Origin of the sequence: Pelomonas sp. KK5, from assembly GCF_001984095.1 — a bacterium.
Taxonomy (GTDB): Bacteria; Pseudomonadota; Gammaproteobacteria; order Burkholderiales; family Burkholderiaceae_C; genus KK5.
Genome location: NZ_LYVQ01000040.1, coordinates 16,726 through 35,951, shown reverse-complemented (window position 1 = coordinate 35,951; position 19,226 = coordinate 16,726). Strand labels below are relative to the sequence as shown.

The following is a 19,226-nucleotide window of genomic DNA, read 5'->3' as shown; positions in this document are numbered from 1 at the left end:
CCCTGGAGCCCTCCCGATGAAAGCCTATCTCCTGATGCCCGCCATGCTGGTTGCCGGTGTTGCCATGGCCGCCGAAGCACCGCCCGCCGCTGATGCCGCCAAGGCCCCGATGGCCGCGGCAAGCGCACCGGCGAAGGCCCACAAGTCGCATGCCAAGCACGCGAAGAAGCCGGCCGCCGCCGCGCCCAAGGCCGACGCGCCGGCCAAGTGAGTCCGCGGGGGCAGTCAAGACCTGCCCCCCGCACCGAGCTCGAAGACCCGCGACGCCTCGCGCGCCGCGGGTCTTGTTTTTGCTAGGCTATGGTCATCCTCTTCTGCCGCCTAACGCCGAGACTCAACAGATGACCGCCCTGCACGCCATTCCGAACCGCACCAAGAAGCTCCCTCCGCTGCGCGTGGGCGTCGGCGGGCCCGTCGGCTCGGGCAAGACGACGCTGGTTGAGGTGCTGTGCAAGGCGCTGCGCGAGCGCTACGACCTCGTCGTCGTCACCAACGACATCTACACCAAGGAAGACCAGCGCCTCTTGACCGTCGCCGGCGCGCTGGAACCGGACCGCATCATGGGCGTGGAGACCGGCGGCTGCCCGCACACGGCCATCCGCGAGGACGCCTCGATCAACCTCGAAGCGGTGGACCGCATGCTGGGCCTGTACCCGAACGCGGACATCGTCTTCATCGAGTCCGGCGGCGACAACCTGGCCGCCACCTTCAGCCCCGAGCTGTCGGACCTGACGATCTACGTGATCGACGTGGCTGCCGGCGAGAAGATCCCGCGCAAGGGCGGCCCGGGCATCACCAAGAGCGACCTGTTCGTCATCAACAAGACCGACCTGGCGCCCTACGTCGGCGCCAACCTCGAGGTGATGGAGGCGGACACGAAGCGGATGCGGCCGACGCGCCCCTTCGTGATGAGCAACCTGAAGACCGGCGCGGGGCTGGATCAGGTGATCGACTTCATCGAGACCAAGGGCCTGCTGAAGACCTGATCGGTCAGAGCCCGGTGATGTAGTGGGCGAGATTCTCGATGTCGGCGTCGCTGAGCGTGCCGGCCACTGAAGTCATCGTGCCCGCGTCGTTCGTGCGCTTCTTCGCCTTGAAGTCGCTCAGCTGCCTGACGATGTAGTCGTGGTTCTGGCCGGCGACCTTGGGCACTTCGTTCTGGCCCGAGAAGCCGCCCAGGTGGCACATCACGCACAGCGTCTCGTCGGCCTTGGCCTTGCCGAGCTTCGCCTTGGCCGCGTCGACCGCGAAGGTCTGCGGCAGTGGCTTCTGCGCCGCGAAATAGTCGGCGATCTCGCGCATCTCGTCGCGCGAAAGCCCGGCCACCATCGGCGCCATCAGCGGGTTCTCGCGCCGGCCTTCCTGGAAGTCCTTCATCTGCAGGTAGAGGTAGCGCGAGGTCTGGCCGGCCAGGACCGGATAGTCGCCCTGGATCGGCTGGGCGCCCATCGGGCCATGGCAGGCCACGCAGGTGGCCGCCTTGGCGGGCGGCGCGGTCTGCGCCGCCGCCGGCAGGGCCGGCAGCAGCGCGACGATCATCACAAGCAGCACGGCCCTCATCGTCAGGGCAGCGCGAACACCAGCACCGAGTTGCCACGCTTGAAATCCAGCTGCGTGTTGCCGCCGGCCGCCACCGCGATGTACTGCTTGCCCTTGACCATGTAGGAGACCGCGGGCGCGTTGACGCCCGCGCCGCACGGGTACTGCCAGAGCATCTTGCCGGTCTTGGCGTCGAAGGCGCTGAACAGGCCGTTGCCCTCGCCGTTGAACACCAGGTTGCCGGCCGTGGCCAGCACGCCGCCGATCAGCGGCTGCTCGGTATCCACCTGCCAGGCGATCTTGCCGGTATCGAGATTGACGGCCGACAGGCGCCCCCACTGCTTCTCGCTGGCGATGGTCTTGAAGGCGCCGCCGAGCCAGAGCTTGCCGCCGGGATAACGCGATTCCTCGACGTGGTAGGTCATCGGCTGGTGCAGGTTGGCGGCGTAGGCATAGCGCAGCGTCGGGTTGACGGCCATCGGGCTCCATTCGACGCCGCCATTGGCGCCGGGCAGCATGCGCGCGCCCTGCGGCGTGGGCAGCACCCACATGTTCTCCTGCGGGATCATCGCGTCGCTGAAGCGGATCAGCTCGCCGGTGGCGCGGTCGTGCACGTAGACATGGCCCGTCTTGCCGCCGTGGATGGCCACCTTGCGCAGCTTGCCGGCCTTGTCCTTCGCCTCGGTCAGGATCACCGGGGAGACGGCGTCCAGGTCCCAGACGTCGTGGGCGACATACTGGTAGTGCCACTTGTAGCCACCGGTCTTGACGTCGATGGCGACGATCGAATCGGTGTAGAGGTTGTCGCCGGGGCGTTCGCGGCCGTAGAGGTCGGGGCTCGGGTTGCCGACGACGAAGAACACGGTGCCGGTCTCGCGGTCCACCGCCGGCGCCATCCAGACGCCGCCGCCGAGGGTCTTGTAGAACTCGCCGCCGCCCTTGGCGAACTGGTCCTTCTCCGCGGCGATGTCGCGCAGCATGTTGCGGCCGGTGGCGTCGTTGACGGCCCACTTGCCCTCGTGGCCCTTCTCCGGGATCGTGTAGAAGGTCCAGAGCAGGTGGCCGTCGTTGGCGTCGAAGGCCTTGACGAAGCCCCGGATGCCGTACTCGCCGCCGTTGGTGCCGATCAGCACCGTGTTGTCGACGACCACCGGCGCCATCGTCTCCGAGTAGCCGGCCTCGGGGTCGGCGATCTGGGTCTGCCACAGCGGGTTGCCGGTCTTGGCGTCCAGGGCCACGAGCTTGGCGTCCAGCGTGCCCATGTAGAGCTTGCCGCCCAGCACGGCCACGCCGCGGTTGTTGGGGCCGCAGCAGTAGGTCGTCACCGCGCCCATCTTGTGCTTGTAATGCCAGAACTCCTTGCCGGTGACCGCGTCCAGCGCGTACACATGGTTGTAGGAGGTGGTGATGAACATCACGCCGTCGACGACGATCGGCGCGGTCTCCATCGATTCCACGACGGCGGTCTGGAAGTTGAAGACGGGCCTCAGCTTGCCGACATTGCCGCTGTTGATCTGGCTGGCGGCGTAGTAGCGCGTCTGCGCATAGCTGCCGTTGGAATGCAGGAAGTTGGCCTTGTCGCCGGCGGCCCCATCCAGCCGCGACTGAGGCACGGCGATGGTGATCGGCACCGGCACGCCGGTGGCGGCCGCGCCTCCCTGGATCTCGGCCTGGGACCAGGCGGCGCTGCACCAGCAGCAGGTGGCAAGGAGGCCGAGCAGGAGCCGGCCGGCCGCATGGGGCCAAGGCATTGCAGATTGCATGAGCGGTGTCTCCGGTGGTTCGTGGTCTACGTGGAGGGCACGTGGAGGGCTCAGGCTGCGGGACAGTCGGGTCACGCGTATCCTCGGCGGCCGAGAATATCGGGAAACATTCCCGGCGCGCGCGCCGATCGGGCGCGGTCGGGAACCCGGTCATCAGTTTGGGGGACGCGATGAAGAAGTGCCTGTCTGCCGGCGCGCTGCTGCTCGCCCTCGGGTCAGCTGGCGGTCAGCCCGTGGCCGCCGATGTCAGTCTCAACGCGCAGTTGCTGGCGGCGGCGCGGCAGGCTGACCTGCCCGCGGTGAAGCGGCTGCTGGAGCTCGGCGCGGCGCCGAACGCACGCAACCGCGTCGGCAAGACCGCCCTGATGATGGCGGCCGAACGCGGCCAGACCGAACTGGCGGACGCGCTGCTCGCGGCCGGCGCCGACGCACAGCTGCCGGCGCTGAACCGGGTCACGCCATTGATGGCGGCCTCCAATGCCGGCGCGCTCGAACTGGTGCGCCATCTGCTCGACGCGGGGGCGCGGCTCGACGCCACCGACCAGGTCGACAAGACCGCCATGGTCTATGCCGCCGGCCAGGGCCATGCGAAGGTCGTCGAGCTGCTGCTGGCGCGCGGCGTGGCGGTCAATGCGGTCTACGACCACCAGCTGAGCGCCCTGATGTGGGCCGCCGGCAATGGCCATCCGGACGTGGTGCGCCTGCTGATGGACAAGGGCGCCGATCCCGCGGCCCGCGATGACCGCGGCCTGACGGCGCTGGACATCGCACGGCAGGCCGGGCAAAAGGAAACGGCCGCCTTGCTGGGCGGCCGTTAGCTCGGCAGTTGCAGACCGATCAGGCCTGGACGGCGATCGGGAAGGTCTTGCCGGCAGGCATCTGGCCCGCGTCGTCGATGCGGCACAGGCCCGGGCAGCCGGCGACGGCCGTGTCGAACACTTCGCGCGCGCATTCGTGGCAGCAGCCACAGGCGGAAGCGACGCGGGTTTCGTCCTGCAGCACCTCGAAATTGCGAATGCCGGATTCGACGCCGCGGCGGATGTCGCGGTCGGATACACGGTGGCAGAGGCAGACGATCATGGTCGGGACAAGTTCGGTGACTTGTCGCGACTCTAACGCAAATGCGAACCCTTCTCAATCTGCTTTGCATCAATCCCGTGCAAAAGATCCGGGATTGAGGCCGGCGTTCAGCTGCCCTCGCCTTCGCCCACCTGCAGTTGCAGCCAGTTCTGCTCGCCGATCTTGCCCACCAGCTCGACCTGCGTCTCCAGGTGGTCGATGTGCTCCTCGGTATCGCTGAGGATGTCCTCCAGCAGTTCGCGGGAAACGTAGTCGCGCACCGACTCGCAGTAGGCGATGGCTTCCTTCAGCAGGCCATGCGAGCCCACCTCGATCTTCAGGTCGCAGCTGAGGATCTCGACCGCGGTCTCGCCGATGAACAGCTTGCCCAGGTCCTGCAGGTTGGGCAGGCCTTCGATCTGGAGGATGCGGTCCATCAGGCGGTCCGCATGCTTCATCTCCTCGATCGACTCCTTGTACTCGTGCTTGGCCAGCCGCTCGAAGCCCCAGTTCTTCAGCATCCGGTAGTGCAGGAAGTACTGGTTGATGGCCGTCAGCTCGTTCTTCAGCTGAGCGTTCAGGTATTCGAGAACCTTGGGGTCGCCCTTCATTGCTCTTCTCCTTGTTGTGCAAGAGGTCATTGTGGGGGTTGGCGTGCCGCTGTGCAGCAATGCCCGCGCAGCGTCGCTCTGCATGCGAAACATTCTCAGACTCAATCAGTCGGGTATTTTCTCGGCCCATGGTTGCAAATGCGAATCTTTCGCATTTAAGATGCTCGCCATGCAGACACAAGCCACCCCGAACCCGCCCGGCGCTGCGACGACCACCACCAAGCTGCCGCCGGCCGGCAGCGAGACCCCGCCGGCCACGCCTCGCCGCTGGAACAGCCAGACGCTGTTCGGCCTGGACCGCGAGGTGGAGATCGAGCACGCCGGCCAGCTCTACCGCCTGCGCCAGACCTCGCTGGGCAAGCTGATCCTCACCAAGTAACGCGTTACCTGATCGCACTCCTCCCGCGCCAGCCAGCATCCCGCGCCAGCAAACGACCAGTTGGGTCGAGTACCCGGTCCGGTTCGCCTTGAACCAGGAGTCATCACCTCATGTGCGACAAGCCCAATGTGTTCACCGCCCTCGTCGAGGGCGCGGGAGCGCCCGAAGCGCCGCCGCGCGGCCTGACGATCAGTCCCGCCACCGGCTCGCGCCGGCGCCGCCTGTGGGAGCTGCCGTCGCAGGCGCTGTGCCCGGTCATCGGCGTGTGCCTGCCGATGCCGGTGCTGCGGCGGCGCTTCAACAAGCTGCTGGGCGGCCTCTCGCGCGCGAACGACTACGAGCTGCACTGCGGCGCGATCAACGACTGCAGCCACCGCACGCCCACCGCCGAGGCGCTGCAGAAGGAGCTGGACCAGCGCTACATCCGCAACCTGCGCGAGGCCGCCCGTTGCAAGACTACGGTCGCGCTGCGCGACTGGTGGGACGCTGCCCAGGCCGGCAGCAACGTGGCCGGCAGCCTGTGGGCCGTGCTGACCCACTCGCGTTGCGACGAGCCGCTGATGGAGCAGGCGCTGCGAGACATCCACATGCTGCAGCACCAGGTCGGCGCCGCCAACCGGGCGGACCTGCAGCGCCTGGAGGAACTGCAGGACGAGAACGCCGTGCTGGCCCGCGAGCTGGCTCAGGTGCAGGGACGCAGCACGCGGCTGCTGCAGGAGCGCGCCACGCAGATCGAGCGCCAGGCGGCCGAGCTGGTCAAGCTGCGCGCCGAACTGCTGGGCAAGGACACGCTGGCCGCCAGCCTGGCCGACGAGATGCGTGCGCTGGAAGCCGCCGCGCCCGGACTGCGAAGCCGCCAGGAACAGGCCGGCCAGATCAGCCGGCAACTGGCACGCATCCACGATCTGGAGCGCGCGCTGCTGGCCGCGCAGCAGCGCGCCGATCGCGAGCAGGGCCGGGTCGAGGAACTGCAGCGCGAGCTGGCCTCGCACGGGGCCACCGCTGTCGAGCAAGACCTGACGCCGGGCGCCGACGCCGGCATGCCCCGGCTCGACGAACGCGCCATCCTCTGCGTCGGCGGCCGCCAGTCGGTCGTGCCGATCTACCGCCAGCTGATCGAGGGCACCGGCGGCCGCTTCCTGCACCACGACGGCGGCGAGGAAGACGCCGTCGCCAAGCTCGACACCAGCCTGGCCGCCGCCGATCTCGTCATCTGCCAGACCGGCTGCATCAGCCACGATGCCTACTGGCGGGTGAAGGATCATTGCAAGCGGCATGGCAAGCGCTGCGTGTACATCGAGTCGCCGAGCGCCAGCGGCATGCGGCGCGCGCTGGGCTCGCTGGGCCGCGGCGAGGAGAGCGAAGGTCCGCTTGCCGGCGCAGCCCGCGACGACTGAACTCGCCCAGTTGCTGCTGCAGCGGCGGCCTCCGCGGTTCGTCGCATTGCCCTCGCGCCGATCACCGATCAGAAACAAGAAGCAGGCACATCGGGCGGATTGCGTTCTAATTTTGGAATGAATTCGTCGCCATCCTCCGAACCGCCCGAGATCCGCCTGCTGCTGGTCGACGACCATCCGCTGGTGCGCGACGGCCTGCGGGCGCGGCTCGAGGTGGTGCCGGGATTCGTCGTCGTCGGCGAGGCGGGCAACGCCAACGAGGCCCATGCGCAGATGGCGGCGCTGCAGCCCTCGCTGGTGCTGATGGACGTCGGCATGAAGGAGCTCAACGGCATCGAGCTGACGACGCAGTTGCTGAAGCTGCAACCCGCGCTGCAGGTGCTGATGCTCAGCATGTACGACAACCCGGAGTACGTGCAGCGGGCGATGCAGGCCGGCGCGCGCGGCTATGTGCTGAAGGATGCGCCGGCCAGCGAGATCATCGCGGCCATCCGGGCAGTGGCCGCCGGCGGCACCTTCCTGAGCCCGGCCGTGTCCTCGCGCCTGTTCCGCAACCAGGCGCCGCGGCCGCTGCTCTCGCTGCGCGAGGGCGAGATCCTGTCGGCGCTGGCCCGCGGCCTGTCCAGCAAGCAGATCGCGCGCGAGATGGACGTCAGCGTGCGCACCGTCGAGACCCACCGCCAGAGCATCAAGCGCAAGCTCAACCTGGAAGGGCAGGCCGAGCTGATCAAGTACGCGGTCGAGCACGCAGCCGGGCATTGAGTTAGTACGTCCGGGTTATCCAGTACGTGATGCCACGCGCGGCGCCGCGCAACTTGACGGATGCGCGGCGCGCCGGCGGCTTCGACACTGCCGGCAGAGCGGCAGCCATGTCCGCCGCCTTCTGGAGACAACCTCATGCGCATGCTCTTGCTGCTGCCCTTCGTCGGGCTTCTGGCGGTCCCGCTGTTCAACACCGAGACCCCGGTGCTGGCGGGCTTCCCCTTCTTCTACTGGTACCTGTTCGCCTGGGTGCCGGTCACCTCGGTGCTGATCTGGCTCGTGCACCGCCACGAGAAGGCGGAGGACTGATCGCCATGAACACCGAAATCAACTGGACCGCGCTGTCGGTCTTCATCTTCTTCTTCGCGCTGGTCACGGTGATCGGCTTCCTGGCCACGCGCTGGCAGCGCGGCGGCAACAGCCACAAGGGCGCCCATCTCGATGAGTGGGGCCTGGGCGGCCGCAACTTCGGCACCTGGATCACCTGGTTCCTGGTCGGCGGCGACTTCTACACCGCCTACACCGTCATCGCCGTGCCGGCGCTGGTCTACGCGGTGGGCGGCTACGGCTTCTTCGCCCTGCCCTACACGATCCTGGTCTACCCGATCGTCTTCGTCATCATGCCCAAGCTGTGGGGCGAGGCGAAGAAGCACGGCCATGTGACGGCCGCCGACGTGGTGCTGGGCCGCCACGGCTCGCGCGCGCTGGAGTCGGCCGTGGCGCTGACCGGCATCGTCGCGACCATGCCCTATATCGCGCTGCAGCTGGTCGGCATGGAAGTGGTCATCAAGGCGCTGGGCCTGACCGGCGAGCTGCCGCTGGCCGCCGCCTTCGTGATCCTCGCGCTGTACACCTACGCGGCCGGCCTGCGCGCGCCGGCGCTGATCGCCTTCGTCAAGGACGTGATGATCTACATCGTCGTGCTGGTCGCGGTGGTGGTGGTGCCGATGAAGGTGGGCGGCTACGGCAACGTCTTCTCCTCGGCCCGCGATGCCTTCGCGCTGAAGGGCGGCGCCACCGGCCTCACCCTGCACCCGGGCCAGATGCTGCCCTTCGCGACGCTGGCGCTGGGCTCGGCGATGGCGGCCTTCATGTACCCGCACACGCTGACCGGCATCTTCGCCGCCAAGGACGCCAACACGATCCGCAAGAACGCGATCTTCCTGCCGGCCTACACGGTGCTGCTGGGTCTCATTGCACTGCTCGGTTACATGGCCTATGCCGCGCAGATCGCCGTGAAGAGCAACAACGACGTGGTGCCCGCGCTGTTCAACGCGCTGTTCCCGTCCTGGTTCGCCGGCTTCGCGTTCTCGGCCGTGGCGATCGGCGCGCTGGTGCCGGCGGCGGTGATGTCGATCGGCGCGGCCAACCTGTTCACCCGCAATTTCTGGAAGCCCTACGTGAACAGCCAGGTCACGCCGGCGCAGGAAGAGAAGGTGGCGAAGTACGCCTCGCTGGTGGTGAAGGTCGGCGCGCTGCTGTGCATCCTGCTGATGCCCACGAAGTTCGCGCTGGACCTGCAGCTGCTCGGCGGCGTGTGGATCCTGCAGACCTTCCCGGCCCTGGTGTTCGGCCTGTTCTGGAAGCGCCTGCAGGCGCCGGCGCTGCTGGCCGGTTGGCTGGTGGGCATCGTGTTCGGCACCTGGACGGCCTTCGCGGACGGCATCAAGCCGGTCCATTCCCTGCTGATCGGCGGCGACAAGTTCACGGTCTACACCGGCCTGCTGGCGCTGGCGGTGAACGTCGTCGTGGCCCTGGTGGCCCAGGCAGTGCTGCGGACGCCCTTGAAGACCGCGTATCTGAAGGCCTGACTGAACCAAAATGGGCGCCATATGCGCCTGAAAGCCAAGCTCCTGCTCCTCGCGGCGGTGCCGCTGCTGCTCTCGCTCGCGCTGATCGCCGCGGCGGTGGCGGTGCAGCAGCGGCAGCTGGCGCGCGGCGAGCATGCGCTGGTCGAGGGCGGCCTGGTCACCGCCCGCCGCGCCGAGCTGCGCAACTACGTGGACCTGGCGCTCAGCATGGTCCAGCCGCTGGTCGACTCGGGCAAGGACGACGAGGCCACCCGGCAGGAGGCGATGCGCCTGCTGGCCTCGCTGGACTACGGCAGCGACGGCTACTTCTTCGTCTACGACCTGCACGGCAAGCTGCTGATGCATCCGCGCCAGCCCGACCTGGTCGGCATGGACCTGTCGGGCCTGCGCGACCCGCTCGGCGGCGCGCCGATCCAGGACCTGCTGGCCCGCGCGCGCGCCGGCGGCGGCTATGTCGACTACCTGTGGCGGCGGCCGTCCACCGGCCAGGTGGCGCGCAAGCTGGGCTACGTGGTGGAGATCCCGCGCTGGGGCTGGATGGTCGGCACCGGCCTGTACCGTGACGACATCGACGCCGCCACCTCCCAGCTGGATGCGCAGGCCAGCTCCAACATCACGACGACGCTGCTCTGGATCGGCGCCATCGCCTGCTGCGGGCTGGGCCTGATCAGCGCCAGCGGCATCTGGCTCAACCTCAGCGAGCACCGCGTGGCCGATGCCAAGCTGCAGCTGCTGGCCCGCCAGGTCGTGCAGTTCCAGGAAGACGAGCGGGCCCACCTGGCGCGCGAGCTGCACGACGGCGCCACGCAGACCATGGTCTCGGCCAAGCTGCAGGTGGAGTCCGCCATCGAGCAGCTGGAGCGCGAGCATCGCGCAGCCCCGCCGGCGCTCGCGCGGGTGCTGTCGGCGCTGCGGGAATCGTTGAACGAGGTGCGGCGCATCTCGCACCGGCTGCGGCCCGCGATGCTCGACGAGCTGGGCCTGCCTGCCGCGCTGGAGCTGCTGGGCCGCGAGGCCGGCGACGGCGAGCACGGGCGGATCGACGTGCACATCGCCGGCGAGCCTTGCGAGCTGCCCGACGAGATCAAGACCGCGCTGTTCCGCGTGTCGCAGGAGGCGCTGACCAATATCGCCAAGCATGCGCAGGCGCGGCACATCCGCATCGAGCTGGACTACGCCGCCGAGCGGGTGGAACTGCGCATCGCCGACGACGGCCGCGGCTTCGACTTCGCGCGCTCGCAGCAGGACGCCACCCGCGGCATCGGCCTGCGCAATATGCGCGAGCGCCTGGCCTCGATCGGCGGCGATTTCAAGGTGCGCACCGCGCCGGGCGCGGGCACCACGCTGGTGGCGTCGGTGGCCCGCGCGTCGATCCTGCGCCTGCAGGGATCAGCAGTCGCGATGACGGCGACGGCGCGCGACTAGGACCGGCACCACGCCCAGGCCGGCCAGCAGCATCATCGCGCTGGAGGCCTCGGGCACCGGCGCGGTGGGCGCATTGACGGTGAAGTAGAAGCCGGTGCTGTGGTCCACGCTGGCCGGCCAGCCGACCGCATTGCCGTCGGCATCGATGCCGTAGGTCTCGATCGCGAAACGGCTGGCGACGATCTGGCCGTTGAAGTCGCTGGTCGTCAGCGAGTAGCTGTAATGGTTGGGCGAGAGCTGAACCAGGTCGGTGCCCTCGACCGCGAAATACTGGCTCGTGGCATTGATGACCGGCACGGCCATGTCCATGTGGAAGCCGCTGACGTCGAAGCCGTCGGGCACCGTGAAGTCCACCTTGACGGTGGCCGAGGTGATGGTGGCGCCGGCCAGGCTGATGAAGTCGCCGTTGGCATCGGCATAGCCCATGCCGCGGTACTGCATCTCGATGCCGATGATGGGCGGCAGGTAGGACAGCTCGATCTTCGCGGCGAATGCCGGCGTGGCGGCCAATGCGAGGGTAGCGAGGGCGGCCGTGGCGAGCGTGGCGCCGATCAGGCGCTTCAGTTGACGTGTGAACATGAAGGTTTCTGTTCCTTTGCTGGTTGGTAGCCGCAGCATAGGAGCGTGACCTTCTTCACGGGTGGCGGACTTCTGCCATGGCAGAAGCTGGCCGGAACCTGACCTCAGCCTGTCGTCTTCGCGGCATCCATCGTGCGCAGCGCGGCCAGCCAGCCGGCCTGGAAGCGCGAGCGCGCATCGAGCGACTGGTACAGCGCGTCGATGCGGCGCATGAAGGTGCGCTCGGACATGCCCAGCCGCTCGGCTGCGACCTTGTCGTTGACCCCGGCCGCCAGCAGCGGAACCATCGCGTCGAGCGGGCTCGGAAAGGCCGCCGCGGTGCCGATCGAGTAGCTGTTGTCGGCGGCGAAGTGCAGGGGCACCGCCTTCTGCCACAGGGTCTCGAACAGCTCGCACAGCGCGTCCAGCACCGCCGAGCGGCGCAGCAGCAGCATCGGCCCCTGCGGCTCCTCGATCTTCAGCGGCAGCAGGCCCAGTTCGCGGTCGGCCACGATCATCTTGAACGGGAAGTCCGACAGCAGCCGCAACTCCTCGCCGGCCTCGTAGTCCTGCCGCAGGATCTCGGGCCAGCCCGGCAGGGCCAGCGTGTCCGGGTGCACGATGTTGCGGTAGCGCACGCCGCGCTTGCGCGCCTCGGCCCGCGAGTTCTCGCCCTTGTTCGGCGCCGAGACCAGGAAGGGCGGGCGGATCAGGCACAGCACCTCGCTGACCGCGCGGCTGTGGCTCTGCGCATAGGGCTGGGCCTGGGCGGCCGGGTCGGCGTCGATGATCTCGACCACCGGGTTGCCCTCGGCGGTGCTCATCTGCTCGCGCTGCAGGTCGGCGATGGCCAGGCGCGACTGCTGCAACTCCTTCTGGCGGTGCAGCAGCAGCGACTCGATCGCGATGTCGGGCGGCGAGGGGAACAGCCGCGGCTGCTGCTCGGGGCCGATGGTGGCGAAGCCCTTGGCCTCGAGCCCGAGCGCCGCACCATGGATGGCAGCGGCGGTGCAGCCCAGCGGCGCGGCCAGCATCTCGGGCGTGCTGCCCGGCACGCGCAGCAGGCTGCGGTAGACCTGCTCCTCGAGCGCAGTGATTCCGAGCATGCCCAGCGAGGGCGTGGCCTTGGGTTCGGCGGACAGATCCATCGTGATGAGCGTGCGTTCCCGTGCGAGCGTTGGATGGGTGAGCGGATTCTGGGTGGCGAGGTGTGCACGAAGCGTGCCCGCGGCCATGTCGATTCGGCGCGACTGTATAGCGCGGGGCTATGGCGTGGCGTCGCTCAGCAGCTCGCCATCCAGCTCGCGGACCCGCTCGTCCTGGTAGTAGCCGCCGTACTCGGTGTAGCGCAGGAAGGGCCGCGCGCAGGCCCGGCATCGCCACACGTCGCAGCGGTTGTACGGGAAGAAGGCCGGGGCGATCGGCGCCTCGGCCGACCAGCCGTGCGTGCCGTTCGGGTGGTGCTCGGCCAGCGTCGGATCCTCGTCGGCCGGATCGCGCAGCGTGCCCACGCGCTCCAGCACCGCGGCGTCGAAGCCGGCCGGCATCGACTCCCAGCCGGGGCAGACCAGCGCCATGCAGGCCTCGCAGCGGGCGGCCTTGCGCTCGAAGGCGCTGGCGAGCGCCCGCAGATCCGTGGTGTTCATGCGCCCTGCTTGGGATAGAGGACCATCTGCGTGCAGCGGAACATCGCGATGGTCTTGCCGGTGTCGCGGTGCGTGACGACCGCGTCCCAGACCTGCGTCGTGCGGCCCAGGTGGACCGGCCTGGCGACGCACTCGATCACGCCTTCGAGGGCCGTGCCCAGGTGGTTGGACTTCAACTCCACCGTCGTGAAGCCCTGGGCACCCTGGGGCAGCGCGGCCACGCAGCCGTAGCCGCAGCAGGTGTCGGCCAGCGTGACGACGCTGCCGGCATGCAGATAGCCGTTGGGCGCCAGCACCGCGCGGCGCACCGGCAGTTCGGCCCGCACCTCGGCGGCCGAGATGGCCAGGATGTTGATGCCCAGGTGGCCGGGCAGCATGTCGGCGCCGCGGCGGTTGAAGTCTTCGGGGTTCAGCGGTGTCATCGACGGGCTCCTTGCGTGGCGAAGTTCATTGTCGTTGCAGGCGCAACGGCGCTCGGGCAACATCGTACGGATGAGCACCTCCCATCACATTCGCACGGGCATCGGCGGCTGGACCTTCGAGCCCTGGCGCGACGGCGCCTTCTACCCGCAGGGCTGGCCGCACAGCCGCGAGCTGGAATACGCCAGCCGCAAGCTCAGTGCGATCGAGGTCAACGGCACCTACTACAGCACCTTCAAGCCCGCCACCTTCGCCAAGTGGCGCGCCGAGACGCCGGAGGATTTCGTCTTCTCGCTGAAGGCCAACCGCTTCGCGACCAACCGGCGCGTGCTGGCCGAGGCGGGCGAGTCGGTGGAGCGCTTCGTCGGCAGCGGCCTGGCGGAGCTGGGCGCCAAGCTCGGGCCCATCGTCTGGCAGTTCGCACCGACGAAGAAGTTCGATCCCGAGGACTTCGAGGCCTTCCTGAAGCTGCTGCCTCCGGAAGTCGGCGGCGTTGCGCTGCGCCATGTGCTGGACGTGCGCCACGCGAGCTTCCTGAGCCCGGAGTTCCTCGCGCTGGCGCGGCGCTACAAGGCCGGCACGGTGTTCACCGACTCGGACGACTACCCGTCCTTCGCCGACCTCACGGCCGACTTCGTCTACACCCGGATGATGCGCACCGACGCCGCGCTGCCGCTGGGCTGCACGCCCGAGGCATTGGATGCGCTGGCGGCCTGCGGGAAAGCCTGGCGCGACGGCGGCCAGCCCGCAGGCGTGCCACTCGTGCAAGCCGACGATACGCCCGAGCAGAGGCCGCGCGACGTATTCATGTTCTTCATCAGCGGCGCCAAGGAGAAGGCGCCGCTGTCCGCCATGGCGCTGCGCGAGCGCTTGGCGGACAAGTAACGCGTTACTTACTTCTTCGCCGCGTCCTTGGCGGTCGGGCGGCCGGCGGCGGTGGGGTAGGCGCCCATCACCTTGACCGGGTCGGCCGAATCCAGGTACGCGGCGTACTGGCCTTCGGTGCAGGCCAGCGACATGCCCATCTGCTGTTCGCCCTTGAACTCGCCCTTGGCGTAGACGAAGCGGTACTCGTTGGCGGCGATCGGGGTCTGGTCCTGCTTGGCCGTGTACTTGGCCGCGCACTCGCTGCGCAGAGCGGCGACAGCATCGCCTTCCGCGGCAAAGGCGGAGGAGGCGGCAACGAGGCCCAGGGCGGAGACGAGGAGGATGCGCTTCATGGAGATTCGGTTCCTTGGCTGATTGAACGGAGTCAGCATAACGAGCAAACTCGACGGTATCCACCCATGCCTCGGGGGCAGTGAAAACCATGAGAGGCAAGACCTGCCCCCGCCCCCGCAGGGTCAGGGCTTGCGCAGCAAGCTCAGCACCGGCGACGGCTGCACCACCGAGGCATCGAAGGGGTGCTCCCGCTGCCCGCCCATCGCCGACAGGATGCGCCGCACGTAGTTGCGCGTCTCGGCATAGGGCGGCACGCCGCGGTAGCGCTCCACCGCCCGCTCGCCGGCGTTGTAGGCCGCCAGCACCAGCGACAGGTCGCCCTCGAAATAGGCCAGCAGCCAGCGCAGGTAGGCCATGCCGCCGCGGATGTTCTGCACCGGATCGGTGAGCTTGCGCACCTTGAAGCGGGCCGCCGTGTCGGGCAGCAGCTGCATCAGGCCCTGGGCGTTGGCGTGCGAGGTGGCGAGCGGGTCGAAGTTCGATTCGGTGGCCATCACCGCCAGCACCAGGGCCGGCGCCAGCTTGTACTCGGGCGCCTCCAGCCGCACGAAGCGCACGATCACCTCGGGCGCGTTGCTCGGCGCCGGCAGGGCCTGCAGCGCCTGCAGCTGCGCGGCCGGCGTCATGCGTCTGGGCACGGCTGCGAGCGGCTTGGGATCGGTATCGGGCTGCAGCAGGCAGGCCGGCGGCGGGCCCAGCGGCGTGCCCATCTTGGCGGCCATGTTCTGCGCCTGTACCAGGCCCTGTTCGGCCGCGGCGGCGAACAGGTGCGCGGCCTGCGCATCGTCGCGCTCGATGCCGCGCGCGTTGGTGAGCATCCAGGCGAGGTTGTACTGGGCCACCGGGTCGCCGTAGCGGGCGGCGCGGCAATAGAGCCTGGCCGCCTGGACCGGATCGCGCTGCAAGCCGTTGCTGCCGTACTCGTAGGCCTCGCCCTCCTCGCGCCAGCGCTGCACCTGCGAGGGCACGACCGGCCCGACCTCGGCCGGCGGCGTGGCGGGCCGCGGCAGCTGTTCGAGCGTGAGGCCCTGCAGCTGCACGTCGGGCTGCACCTGGGCGCCACAGGCGCAGCAGACCAGCAGCAAGCCCAGGCCCAGCAGCCGCCGCATGACGCCGAGCTTCAGCGGATCGAGGGCAGGCTGCGCAGCGAGCGCACCGCCGTCTCGCCGAACGCCGCGCCGAAGCGCTTGGCCAGGCGCTCGGCCACGTTGTCGCGCGGCGTGTAGTCGATCACGTCCTCGGCCTTGACCACCTCGCGGGCCACGTAGTCGAGATTGCCGAAGTGATCGGCCAGGCCGAGGCGCACCGCTTCCTGGCCGTTCCAGAACAGGCCGGAGAAGGTCTCCGGCGTTTCCTTCAGCCGCTTGCCGCGGCCCTCGCGCACGACGGCGATGAACTGCTGGTGGATCTGGTCCAGCATGGCCTGGGCATAGGCACGCTGCTGCGGCTTCAGCGGCGTGAACGGGTCCAGCATGCCCTTGTTCTCGCCGGCGGTAAGCAGGCGGCGCTCGACGCCGACCTTGTCCATCAGCCCGGTGAAGCCGAAGCCGTCCATCAGCACGCCGATGGAGCCGACGATGGACGCCTTGTCCACGTAGATCTCGTCGGCACTGGCTGCGATGTAGTAGGCGCCCGAGGCGCAGATCTCCTCCACCACCGCATAGACCTTCTTGCCGTGCAGGGCCTTCAGCCGCTTGATCTCGTCGTAGACGATGCCCGCCTGCACCGGGCTGCCGCCGGGCGAGTTGATGCGCAGCACGATGGCCTGGGCGCCGGGATCCTCGAAGGCGCTCTTCAGCGCGGACAGGATCAGCTCGGCGCTGGCCTCGGTGTCGCTGGCGATCTCGCCGCGCACGTCGACCAGGGCCGTGTGCGGGCCCGTGGCGGTGGGCGCGCCGTGGCGGCCCAGCGAGAGCGTGAACCACAGCGCGGCCAGCACCAGCACGATCCAGAACAGCCGGGTGAAGCGCCGCCAGCGACGCTCGCCGCGGCGCTCCTGCAGGTACTCGCGGGCGACCTCGGCCAGCAGCGCCTCGTAGCCCTGCGGTCGCACCGGCGCGGCCGCGGCGGGCTCGGGCAGCGGGTCCGGCAGCGGCGGCGGCAGGGAGGAGGAAGAGGAGGGGGAATCGTCAGGAGCGCTCATGGGGACTGCGGACTCTCGTTGTCGTTCTTGTCATCGTCGAACGCGGGCTGCGTGTCGCGGGAAGGATACCAATAGACCTGCCCGCCCTCCTCCATCACCTCGATGGACGTGAGGCCCATGCGGCCGCACATGCCGGTGACGCAGCGGCCGGTCTTCGGGTCGTACACCGCCCCGTGGATCGAGCACATGATGTACTGCTTGCTGCTGTCCAGGAACTCGCCCTCCTGCCAGTCCATCTCGGTCGGCACATGGGCGCAGCGGTTCAGGTAGGCGACCACCTTGCCGTCGAAGCGCAGCGCGAAGGCGCTGCTGGGCTGGCGCCACTGCATCACGTCGAAGGTGTGGGCGCGGCCGCGTTCGGCCAGCTCGTCGGAACCGCACAGGGGCAGCTTCTGGCGCTCCTCTTCAGCCATGCCGGATCAGCCAGTCGTGGAGCTCGGCCGTCGAGTGGGCCACGAACAGCGGCTTGAACTCGGCAAAGCTCTCGTGGTCGTGCGCGCCGTAGCTCACGCCCACGCAGGGGCAGCCGGCGTTGACGGCCATCTGCAGGTCATGCGTGGTGTCGCCGATCATCAGCGTGCGCTCGGGCTCGGCGCCGAACTCGCGCATCAGTTCCAGCAGCATCGTCGGATCGGGCTTGCCGGCGGTCTCGTCGGCGGTGCGGGTGCCGTCGAACATCGCATGCAGGCCCGAGACCTGCAGCACCTCGTCCAGCCCGCGGCGGTTCTTGCCGGTGGCCACCGTCAGCCAGTGGTGGCGAGCCTTCAGCGCCTCGAGCATCGCGCGGGTGCCGTCGAACAGCGCCACCTCGTGCTGGGCGCCCAGGTAGTGGTGCCGGTAGCGCAGCCCCATCTCCTTGTAGCGCTCGGGCGGCAGGCTCGGCACCGCATGGGCCAGCGCGGGGTACAGCGCCATGCCGATGACATAACTGGCAGCCTCATCGGAGGGCCGCGGCAGGCCCAGGTCCTCCGCAGCGGCCTGGATGCTGCGGGTGATCAGCGCGGTGGAATCGAAGAGGGTGCCGTCCCAATCGAAGGCGATCAGGTCGAACTGCTGGGGTCGGTCTTCTTTCATGCGGGCGTGGTGCTGGGGCTCAGGGCCCGGACAAGTTGGTCGCACTCGGGCGGCAGCGGCGCGGTCAGCTCGAGCTGCTCCTCGGGCCGGGCCGGGTGGTTGAAGCGCAGGCGCTTCGCATGCAGGAACATGCGTTCGAACTTCAGCGCGCCGCGGGCCAGCGCGCGGTTGGCCTCGAAGTCGCCGTACTTCGGGTCGCCGGCGATCGGATGGCCGGCATGCTGCAGGTGGACGCGGATCTGGTGCGTGCGGCCGGTCTTGATCGTCACGTCAAGCAAGGTGAAGCCGTCGAGCTTGGCCGTTACCTTCACCAGGCTGATCGAGCGCTTGGCCTGCTCGGCCTGCGGATCGTGCGAGCTGGTGACGGCGCGCACCCAGCGCTCGCCATCGCTGCCGGTGAACTTCAGCAGCGGCACGTCGATGACCTTCTGGTTGGACTTCCACTCGCCGATCACCAGCGCCGCATAGGTCTTGCCGGTCTCGCGCTCGCGGAACTGGTCCTGCAGGCTGACCAGCGCGCTGCGCTTCTTGGCGATCAGCAGCAGGCCGGAGGTTTCCTTGTCGAGCCGGTGCACCAGTTCGAGGAACTTAGCTTCCGGCCGGGCGCGGCGCAACTGCTCGATGACACCAAAGCTGACGCCGGAGCCGCCATGCACGGCCACGCCACAGGGCTTGTCGATGGCCAGCAGGTGCTCGTCTTCATAGATCACCGGGAACTCGCGGGGCGGCACGAATTCCGACTTATCCACGGCGGTTGCCCGCTCGGGCAGGCGCACCGGCGGCACGCGCACCTCGTCGCCCAGCTCCAGCCGGGTGTCGGCCTGGGCCCGGCCCTTGTTGACCCGCACCTCGCCGGCGCGGATCACGCGGTAGACATGCGTCTTGGGCACGCCCTTCAATTCGCGCAGGAGGAAGTTGTCCAGGCGCTGCCCGGCGGAGCCTTCGTCCACCGTAACCCGGCGTACCTGCGGCGCCGGAGCCGGCGCTGGTGCCGCCGGCGTGCTAACGCTTGAAGTCAGCGGACGCTCACTGCGGGGGACAGGCTTTGCGCTAACGGCGCGTTTCAGCGCAGTGCCGGGACGCTGGGGATTTCCAGCGGCCGGCGGCCTGGCTTTGGGCCGTATAATCTTGCTAACCACGTTACCGCCGTAAGTATTTGATTTTGCGGATTTTAGTCTGCTGGTCACGACGGCGGTCCGTGGCAACCAGGTGATGCAACGCCTGGCCGAGGTGTCGGGCCCCGTCCCCAAGTGACTGGGCAGGCACTGAAGCCTTGCGGAAGATCAACGAAGAATGAACCCGCCGGGCCAGGCTCCTGAACACGAGCCGGCCGGGCACAAGACAAGGTTTCCAAGGTTGGAGACGGACCGGCGTCAAGTCAGGTCCTCGTCTCGAACCCGCGCCGCAAAGTCCCGTCG

24 protein-coding genes are annotated in these 19,226 nt (G+C 68.7%); 10 read left to right on the top strand and 14 right to left on the bottom strand.

All coding sequences use genetic code 11. The features are described from left to right. Together B0W88_RS08615 and ureG are read left to right on the top strand one after the other, a co-directional pair. Positions 1 to 211: hypothetical protein (locus B0W88_RS08615; protein WP_233151657.1), on the top strand; the 211-nt coding region annotated here is incomplete at its 5' end. 130 nt (positions 212 to 341) lie between these two features. Beyond that, positions 342 to 986, top strand: coding sequence for an urease accessory protein UreG (ureG, locus tag B0W88_RS08610; protein WP_077034250.1), 645 nt, complete (start codon positions 342 to 344; stop codon positions 984 to 986). Between the two features lie 4 nt (positions 987 to 990). Here the strand turns inward: ureG and B0W88_RS08605 are convergent, their stop codons facing one another. Both B0W88_RS08605 and B0W88_RS08600 read right to left on the bottom strand, forming a co-directional pair. Further along, positions 991 to 1,560 (bottom strand): c-type cytochrome, encoded by a 570-nt coding sequence (locus B0W88_RS08605; protein ID WP_077034249.1) that lies wholly within the window; start codon positions 1,558 to 1,560, stop codon positions 991 to 993. A 2-nt stretch (positions 1,561 to 1,562) separates the two neighbouring features. Beyond that, complete coding sequence (locus B0W88_RS08600; protein ID WP_369973860.1) at positions 1,563 to 3,302, bottom strand: pyrroloquinoline quinone-dependent dehydrogenase; 1,740 nt, start codon at positions 3,300 to 3,302, stop codon at positions 1,563 to 1,565. A 170-nt stretch (positions 3,303 to 3,472) separates the two neighbouring features. Between B0W88_RS08600 and B0W88_RS08595 the strand changes: the two genes are divergently transcribed. Next, positions 3,473 to 4,120 carry an ankyrin repeat domain-containing protein gene (locus B0W88_RS08595; RefSeq protein WP_083748652.1) on the top strand — a complete coding sequence of 216 codons (648 nt, stop codon included), beginning with the start codon at positions 3,473 to 3,475 and terminating at the stop codon, positions 4,118 to 4,120. A gap of 19 nt (positions 4,121 to 4,139) precedes the next feature. Here the strand turns inward: B0W88_RS08595 and B0W88_RS08590 are convergent, their stop codons facing one another. Both B0W88_RS08590 and bfr read right to left on the bottom strand, forming a co-directional pair. Continuing rightward, on the bottom strand, positions 4,140 to 4,382 hold the full coding sequence (locus B0W88_RS08590; protein WP_077034246.1) for a bacterioferritin-associated ferredoxin: 243 nt from the start codon (positions 4,380 to 4,382) through the stop codon (positions 4,140 to 4,142). A gap of 107 nt (positions 4,383 to 4,489) precedes the next feature. Then, the gene (gene bfr, locus B0W88_RS08585) at positions 4,490 to 4,972 is read right to left on the bottom strand and encodes a bacterioferritin (RefSeq protein WP_077034245.1); all 483 of its coding nucleotides are present in this window, start codon (positions 4,970 to 4,972) and stop codon (positions 4,490 to 4,492) included. A gap of 169 nt (positions 4,973 to 5,141) precedes the next feature. On the opposite strand from bfr, the gene hemP reads away from it, so the two are divergent. From hemP to B0W88_RS08555, 6 genes are all read left to right on the top strand, one after another. Then, positions 5,142 to 5,351: a hemin uptake protein HemP gene (gene hemP, locus B0W88_RS08580; protein ID WP_083748655.1), complete on the top strand. Its 210-nt coding sequence runs from the start codon at positions 5,142 to 5,144 to the stop codon at positions 5,349 to 5,351. 110 nt (positions 5,352 to 5,461) lie between these two features. Next, entirely contained in the window at positions 5,462 to 6,748 is a 1,287-nt protein-coding gene (locus B0W88_RS08575; protein WP_083748651.1) for a DUF2325 domain-containing protein, read from the top strand. A gap of 117 nt (positions 6,749 to 6,865) precedes the next feature. Then, positions 6,866 to 7,510: a response regulator transcription factor gene (locus B0W88_RS08570; protein WP_077034244.1), complete on the top strand. Its 645-nt coding sequence runs from the start codon at positions 6,866 to 6,868 to the stop codon at positions 7,508 to 7,510. A 135-nt stretch (positions 7,511 to 7,645) separates the two neighbouring features. Continuing rightward, positions 7,646 to 7,819 (top strand): DUF3311 domain-containing protein, encoded by a 174-nt coding sequence (locus tag B0W88_RS08565; RefSeq protein ID WP_077034243.1) that lies wholly within the window; start codon positions 7,646 to 7,648, stop codon positions 7,817 to 7,819. 5 nt (positions 7,820 to 7,824) lie between these two features. Next, positions 7,825 to 9,321: a monocarboxylate uptake permease MctP gene (gene mctP / locus B0W88_RS08560; protein WP_077034242.1), complete on the top strand. Its 1,497-nt coding sequence runs from the start codon at positions 7,825 to 7,827 to the stop codon at positions 9,319 to 9,321. 21 nt (positions 9,322 to 9,342) lie between these two features. Further along, entirely contained in the window at positions 9,343 to 10,746 is a 1,404-nt protein-coding gene (locus B0W88_RS08555) for a cache domain-containing protein (RefSeq protein ID WP_077034241.1), read from the top strand. Here the strand turns inward: B0W88_RS08555 and B0W88_RS08550 are convergent. From B0W88_RS08550 to B0W88_RS08535, 4 genes are all read right to left on the bottom strand, one after another. Continuing rightward, positions 10,711 to 11,325: a hypothetical protein gene (locus tag B0W88_RS08550; RefSeq protein ID WP_077034240.1), complete on the bottom strand. Its 615-nt coding sequence runs from the start codon at positions 11,323 to 11,325 to the stop codon at positions 10,711 to 10,713. The two genes, B0W88_RS08555 and B0W88_RS08550, sit on opposite strands and share 36 nt — an antisense overlap. 104 nt (positions 11,326 to 11,429) lie before the next feature. After that, the gene (locus B0W88_RS08545; protein WP_077034239.1) at positions 11,430 to 12,452 is read right to left on the bottom strand and encodes a hypothetical protein; all 1,023 of its coding nucleotides are present in this window, start codon (positions 12,450 to 12,452) and stop codon (positions 11,430 to 11,432) included. A gap of 117 nt (positions 12,453 to 12,569) precedes the next feature. Further along, entirely contained in the window at positions 12,570 to 12,950 is a 381-nt protein-coding gene (locus tag B0W88_RS08540; protein ID WP_077034238.1) for a hypothetical protein, read from the bottom strand. Beyond that, the gene (locus B0W88_RS08535; protein ID WP_077034237.1) at positions 12,947 to 13,372 is read right to left on the bottom strand and encodes a PaaI family thioesterase; all 426 of its coding nucleotides are present in this window, start codon (positions 13,370 to 13,372) and stop codon (positions 12,947 to 12,949) included. Before B0W88_RS08535 ends, B0W88_RS08540 begins: the two co-directional genes overlap by 4 nt. Positions 13,373 to 13,442: 70 nt before the next feature. Here B0W88_RS08535 and B0W88_RS08530 point away from each other — a divergent pair, with 70 nt between their 5' ends. Beyond that, entirely contained in the window at positions 13,443 to 14,255 is an 813-nt protein-coding gene (locus tag B0W88_RS08530; protein WP_198937802.1) for a DUF72 domain-containing protein, read from the top strand. 8 nt (positions 14,256 to 14,263) lie between these two features. Here the strand turns inward: B0W88_RS08530 and B0W88_RS08525 are convergent, their stop codons facing one another. The 6 genes from B0W88_RS08525 to B0W88_RS08500 form a co-directional block, all read right to left on the bottom strand. Next, positions 14,264 to 14,590, bottom strand: a complete 327-nt coding sequence (locus B0W88_RS08525; protein WP_077034235.1) for a hypothetical protein — start codon at positions 14,588 to 14,590, stop codon at positions 14,264 to 14,266. Positions 14,591 to 14,713: 123 nt separating this feature from the next. Continuing rightward, entirely contained in the window at positions 14,714 to 15,700 is a 987-nt protein-coding gene (locus B0W88_RS08520; RefSeq protein WP_083748650.1) for a lytic transglycosylase domain-containing protein, read from the bottom strand. 11 nt (positions 15,701 to 15,711) lie between these two features. Then, positions 15,712 to 16,734, bottom strand: coding sequence for a S49 family peptidase (locus B0W88_RS08515; protein ID WP_077034234.1), 1,023 nt, complete (start codon positions 16,732 to 16,734; stop codon positions 15,712 to 15,714). Then, positions 16,731 to 17,147, bottom strand: a complete 417-nt coding sequence (locus B0W88_RS08510) for a Rieske 2Fe-2S domain-containing protein (protein WP_077034233.1) — start codon at positions 17,145 to 17,147, stop codon at positions 16,731 to 16,733. The genes B0W88_RS08515 and B0W88_RS08510 overlap by 4 nt, the downstream gene beginning before the upstream one ends. Then, on the bottom strand, positions 17,140 to 17,808 hold the full coding sequence (locus tag B0W88_RS08505) for an HAD family hydrolase (protein ID WP_077034232.1): 669 nt from the start codon (positions 17,806 to 17,808) through the stop codon (positions 17,140 to 17,142). Before B0W88_RS08505 ends, B0W88_RS08510 begins: the two co-directional genes overlap by 8 nt. Beyond that, positions 17,805 to 18,827 (bottom strand): RluA family pseudouridine synthase, encoded by a 1,023-nt coding sequence (locus B0W88_RS08500; RefSeq protein ID WP_077034253.1) that lies wholly within the window; start codon positions 18,825 to 18,827, stop codon positions 17,805 to 17,807. The genes B0W88_RS08505 and B0W88_RS08500 overlap by 4 nt, the downstream gene beginning before the upstream one ends. Positions 18,828 to 19,226: the final 399 nt, after the last annotated feature.